General features: G+C 40.7%; 5 protein-coding genes. 1 reads left to right on the forward strand and 4 read right to left on the reverse strand.

Features of this window, described 5'->3' with window-relative positions; all coding sequences use genetic code 11:
* Positions 1-12 precede the first annotated feature (12 nt).
* The 4 genes from prsR to HUK38_RS14270 form a co-directional block, all read right to left on the reverse strand.
* Positions 13-1,404, reverse strand: a complete 1,392-nt coding sequence (gene prsR, locus HUK38_RS14255; protein ID WP_182584998.1) for a PEP-CTERM-box response regulator transcription factor — start codon at positions 1,402-1,404, stop codon at positions 13-15.
* A 10-nt stretch (positions 1,405-1,414) separates the two neighbouring features.
* Positions 1,415-3,520, reverse strand: a complete 2,106-nt coding sequence (prsK, locus tag HUK38_RS14260) for an XrtA/PEP-CTERM system histidine kinase PrsK (protein WP_182584994.1) — start codon at positions 3,518-3,520, stop codon at positions 1,415-1,417.
* Entirely contained in the window at positions 3,517-3,930 is a 414-nt protein-coding gene (locus tag HUK38_RS14265) for a hypothetical protein (RefSeq protein WP_182584995.1), read from the reverse strand. Before HUK38_RS14265 ends, prsK begins: the two co-directional genes overlap by 4 nt.
* Positions 3,931-4,162: 232 nt before the next feature.
* On the reverse strand, positions 4,163-5,014 hold the full coding sequence (locus HUK38_RS14270; RefSeq protein ID WP_182584996.1) for an AAA family ATPase: 852 nt from the start codon (positions 5,012-5,014) through the stop codon (positions 4,163-4,165).
* A 428-nt stretch (positions 5,015-5,442) separates the two neighbouring features.
* Here HUK38_RS14270 and HUK38_RS14275 point away from each other — a divergent pair, with 428 nt between their 5' ends.
* The gene (locus HUK38_RS14275) at positions 5,443-5,628 is read left to right on the forward strand and encodes a hypothetical protein (protein WP_182584997.1); all 186 of its coding nucleotides are present in this window, start codon (positions 5,443-5,445) and stop codon (positions 5,626-5,628) included.
* The last annotated feature ends 49 nt before the right edge of the window (positions 5,629-5,677 follow it).

Raw genomic sequence — 5,677 nt, forward strand, 5'->3', positions numbered from 1 at the left:
ATAGAATGCTACTCAATCAACTTTAATCTGGTATTTTTCCAATAAACTATACAAGGTCGGCCGAGTAACATCCAATAATTTAGCTGCTTGTGAAATTTTGCCATTCGCGTATTGTAAAGCGCGGCGAATCGTTCTAATTTCAGCAGTTTCGCGGGCAATGCGCAATGTCGTAACTGCATTTTCACAATGATATGCCTGCGGAAATATATCAGCATTATTTACTGAGGCGGTGTCTAACTCTAAATCTGCGGACGTCAGTTGTCGTCCTTCTGCCATAATCACCGCTCGTTTAATACGATTTTCTACCTCACGGACATTGCCAGGCCAACTATAGTGTGTAATAGCTGTCGTGGCATCACGAGTGAAACCGCGTATTGCTTTATTAAACTCACGGTTAAACTGACTTAAAAATGTGCGTGCTAATAAGAGTACGTCGTTGCCACGGTCGCGTAGTGGCGGCAATGAGATGGTGATTTCACTAATACGATAAAACAAATCGGGTCGAAATAAACCTTGAGTAATTTTTTGTTCTAAATCCTGATGAGTTGCACATACAACGCGTAAATCAACCGGAATTTCTTCACGCCCACCGAGTCGTTCAATGACGCGCTCTTGTAAAAATCGTAATAATTTTGCTTGCAATGGTAATGGCAAATCACCAATTTCATCAAGAAATAACGTCCCGCCATGCGCACATTCAATTTTGCCTTTGGTTTGTTTTATTGCACCTGTAAAGGCGCCTTGTTCATAACCAAATAGTTCACTTTCTAATAATTGCTCTGGAATGGCCGCGCAATTGATAGCCACGAGTCGATTTGGTATACGGCTACTCAATTGATGTAATGCACGAGCGAACAATTCTTTACCAGTGCCACTTTCGCCTAAAATCAGTACAGTTGCATTTGTCAGTGCCACTTTTTCAATAGTTTGTGCCGCCTGTAACATGAGATTACTATTACCAATAATGCCATGAAGTGGCGAGTGGTGACGTATTTGTTGCAGCCGTTGATTTTCATTTTCTAATTCCCACAGGCGGTGAGCGCGTTCTACAACTAATACTAATATTGTTGGGTCAACGGGTTTGAGATAAAAATCATAGGCACCCAAATTAATTGCTTGTACGGCACTATTGCGATCATCATTACCCGTAATAATGATGACTTTAGTCATGGGTGCGATATTAACTATTTCTTCTAATGTCGCTAATCCCTCGCGTGTTCCTCCAGGATCGGGTGGCAAACCGAGGTCAAGTGTCACGACGCTGGGTTGATGTTGTCGTATTTGCACAAGTGCTTCTTGACGATTAGCTGCAACCTCGACCTCGAACTCATCAAAACACCAGCGTAATTGACTTTGTAAACCTAAGTCATCTTCAACTACTAATAAAATTTTGTTATTCACAATAGCACGTTAGTTAGCTATGTTGGATTGGTAAAGTAATAGAATTCACCGCGCTGTTCGCTATAGGTTGAATGGGTAAAACCATACGGAATACAGTGCCAATTTTAGCTTGACTTTGTACAGTTAGTTCACCGCCGAGTAGTCGAATTAATTCACGACTTTCAAACACACCTATTCCCATACCGGTCAGACCTTTAGTTGAATCAAATGGTCGAAATAGCCGTTCTCGAATAAATTCTACTGTCATGCCGCAACCGTCATCTGCAATTTCAATTAGCGCATGGTTATTGCCATGACGTTGTAATCGCACAGTCACTTGACCCTGCATATTGGTTGCTTCTTGTGCATTTTGTAATAAATGACTGAATACAGTACGCAAACGATCACGGTCTGCACGAACTTGTAAATTTAATTCAGAATCCAGCAGTTGTGGTGCTGGTTTTATTTTTATGCGTGATGCAATCACTTCATTTAATACCACATCTAGTGCAAAGACCTCTAATTGATCTCCCCGTACCCCGTCGCGTAATTGTGCCATTAAGCGTTGCATCCGTTCTACTGAACTGCGCACGGTCTGAATCACATCTTCAATAAAAGCTGGGTTGTGTTTATGTTTTTCGGCGTTAGAAACAATCAGGGATTGCTGGGCTAAAAGATTTTTGAGGTCATGCGCAACATAAGCCGATAATTGATTAAACGCTTCAAATTGACGAGCGCGGACCAATGCTTGATCGGCAATATGTCGTGCGACATGCACCGCCGCTTGCAAACCTGCAGTTTTAAGCAACGAACGGTCTTCCCAATTCAACGTTTGCTGATAGCGTGGCTGACTCAACACGACAAATCCAAATAGTGTATTACGCAATAATAATGGAATGACTAAGCGGGCTTGTGGTAATTGCAACAGCCAATTTGGGCATTCTAATTCATTATAAACATCAGGGCGGTGATGATATTCATCTAAATCAATAACCCAGCCAGTGCGTGCCAAAAAAACTGGCAATGAATGGTGCTCAGGTTCAAATGTTACCAGCGGCGCTGTTGTATTCACATAACCGGCACATTCAAAACCACCTGCCTCGCGGCGCACCCACAACCATCCTTCTTGACTGCCAATAATCATACCCAATGCGCTAATGACAGCGGCAGTTACATCTTCACCACCCGCTGCCAAGTTTTTTGTAAAACGTAGCCATTCTTCACGGTAATCATACTTAAAACTAAAGAAATGTGTATTTAATAAGATGCGTAAACGAGCGCGCAGTTGTGCCGAAAATAATAACAAAATTAGCAACACAGCGGCAGCAAACAAAAACACTGTTTGCAGTACAATCCCCCAATTACCGCCGATAAACTGAATGTAATATCCAGCGCCGGACATCGCAATTAAATATAATCCGACGCCTGTTAACGTTGCTGAGTGAAATACCACATCACGCGATACATGTAATTCTAATGACCAACTAGGATTTCTTGCTGTTGAAACCGCAATCAATGGCACAACCAGTGCGTTGACTAATCCACGCGCTTCCCATAAACGCAAGTTAATATGCTGCAAGAGTAATGCTTCTGAATAGAAAAATAAATCATAGGCAAAAATGGCGCCTAATCCAAGACAGAGATGTTTAATAGACCAGCGATTACTGAAGCGCCGATTGCGATACAGTTGTTCAATCAACAACAAACCGACAACTGCTATTCCAATTGCACCAAACAGTTGTGATTTTAATAACAAACTATACCAAAGTTCGCCAGATGCATCTAACCAAATGGGTAAAACGATCGTGAGGAATGCGGTGCTAAATAATACTATTATTATAAAAGCAAACCATGTTCGTCGAATTGAATTGTCACGTTCAATGACTAAAATATAAGTTAAAAATAAGAGCCAAGTACTATTACGAAACCATTCAACAATGCTGTTTAACCATTGCCAGATTGAATGTGCATGATCGGAATCAATCCATAATAAGGCAATGCCGGTCCATAAAACACTGCTGCCAGTAGCAGCTAATGCAAATGCACCAGTTAAGCGCCCGCGCCATGCAGTCAGCAGCAATATGCTAAAAATTGTATAGGCTAAAAATGCCGCAAAGTAACTAATAAAACCAACAGTCATTGAAAAAGTAATGCATTACGCAGTGCCATGAGTAGAGTATTCATACCTGTCGGTTGAACAACGGCAATCCATGCAATTGCTATTGAAAATAACAATCCTACTGTTATCAGTATCAACCAATGGAACCAGGGACGCTGTTGAAACCAATAAATGATAGGATACGCTGATTGTTTGGAATCGGGTTGAATAATGATCGTGTCATTATTCATTGTATCGAGCTGGGTCATTTGAGTGGACGGCGACATGGAGACGGTTAATAAGTTTATTTGATCCGTTTTGAATGAATATACAGGCAAGGTTTCATTTGGCAGTGACGCTTGGACTGGTGAATCAGGTGTTTCTATTTTGGGTGGCACGGTAGTAGTAGTCAGTAATTCTCCGAGTGTTGGTGAATTGAGCGCATCCGTCATCACGCTTTTATCAAGCTGGGTACAATCAGTATAACGGCGTGGCAGTTGTTCTATTGGTTTTACATTATTATTTTCGGCTATATTGGTATGCTCAGTAAATACCAAATTTCGGTTGTTTTAATAATGACTGTTCATACTGAGTCTATTGCAGGATGTAACGACATTGGGCGTTCTCAGGGTAAACGAGAGTTCGTGCGTACGTTATGCTAACCCCCAAAATCGCTTAGAAAAGCTATGGTAATAGTTCATCATTTAGTTGATCTATTGTCGTTAATTCTTCCTGTTGTAATTCGGCAAAAACTGTTGCGGCATCATTTGCGGTGAGTATGTAGGTTTCATTAATGAATCCTTGTAATAATAGGCGACTACAAATTAAATTAATTCGACGTGGAATTCCTTGACTAAATTGATAAATTAACGGGAATATACCGGACTTAAACGCGGGATTACCACGCCAGCCTGCTGCTTCAAGACGGTGGCGCACATATCCAATAATTTCCGAACGGCTTAATGGTTGTAAATGCCATGCTGCAACTAGGCGTTGATGAACTTGTTCCATTTCAGCACTGCGTATGATGTCGCGCAAGGTTTCCTGACCAATTAAAAAAATTTGTAATATCGAATGTCCTTCATATTGTATATTAGTTAATAATCTCAGTTCTTCTAATGCTGACGGAATAATATCCTGCGCCTCATCAATAATTAATAATGCGCGGCGGCCTTGTTGAGCGTGTTGCAATAGAAATTCGAATAAACGTTGCAATACGCCAGCTTTGTGTGATTGATGCGCATCAATCCCAAAAGCAAACGCGGTCATTCTTAATAAATCATCGGGGGTTAATTGTACGCTGACTAGATGGGCAACTTTAATTTGTGCAGGATTAATCGTTGCAGTAATATCTTGAATTAACATGGTTTTACCAGTACCCGGGCGCCCGGTAATCATAATAAAACCTTCCGCACGATGTAATGCAAACTGCATATATGCCTTTGCTTTGGCATAGCTTGGGTGAATAAAACAAAACCGCCGATCACAATTGAGCTGAAATGGATCGTCCATCAACCCATAAAATTCTTTATACATAATTCACATTTATTCTAAAAATCGTGATGTGGTGATTTTTTGATTATTCATTTAGCAATTCAATTAAAAAACTAGCGCGCAACGTCAACCTTGGCAAGATTTAAGTCATCATCTGACAAATTCTGCCTCATTCTAAACAAGTGTGCTGACAATCACCGCACCCTCTTACACTTTTAAGCATGTAATTACACAATATTTTATGCATTATCAGCGCAGTTGTGATAAGGAATATGCAGACAGTATTCAAGTAGTGCTGGAGTAAATTTCCAGTAGTGAGTTAAGCAATTGGTAGGACATGGTTATTATTGAGTGGTGGCGAAATCTGTGAACCAGTTCCCACTCAGTCGCCTGGATTGCGCCTATGCTTGACTAACGTACCAACTGTCTGAAAACATCATACTAATTGAATAGCGAAAAGGATAATAACAATGGAAACTGCACATAATCACACCGTTGATATTTTAGCTTTGTCAGTGAGTGAACGTGTCCGCTATTATAAACGTGAACTTGATCTTGTGACGCCGCCTAAAAGTTTTCGGGAACAATTGTTATCGAATGTTTATCGTTGTTTGCTAGAACAATGCGAAAATCACCAGCACACAGCGGCAGTATGACGTTTTTACATAATTTTGTTTAATGCTGTAGCAGATAAACCTATAAACC

The organism is Thiospirillum jenense, assembly GCF_014145225.1.
Taxonomy (GTDB): domain Bacteria; phylum Pseudomonadota; class Gammaproteobacteria; order Chromatiales; family Chromatiaceae; genus Thiospirillum; species Thiospirillum jenense.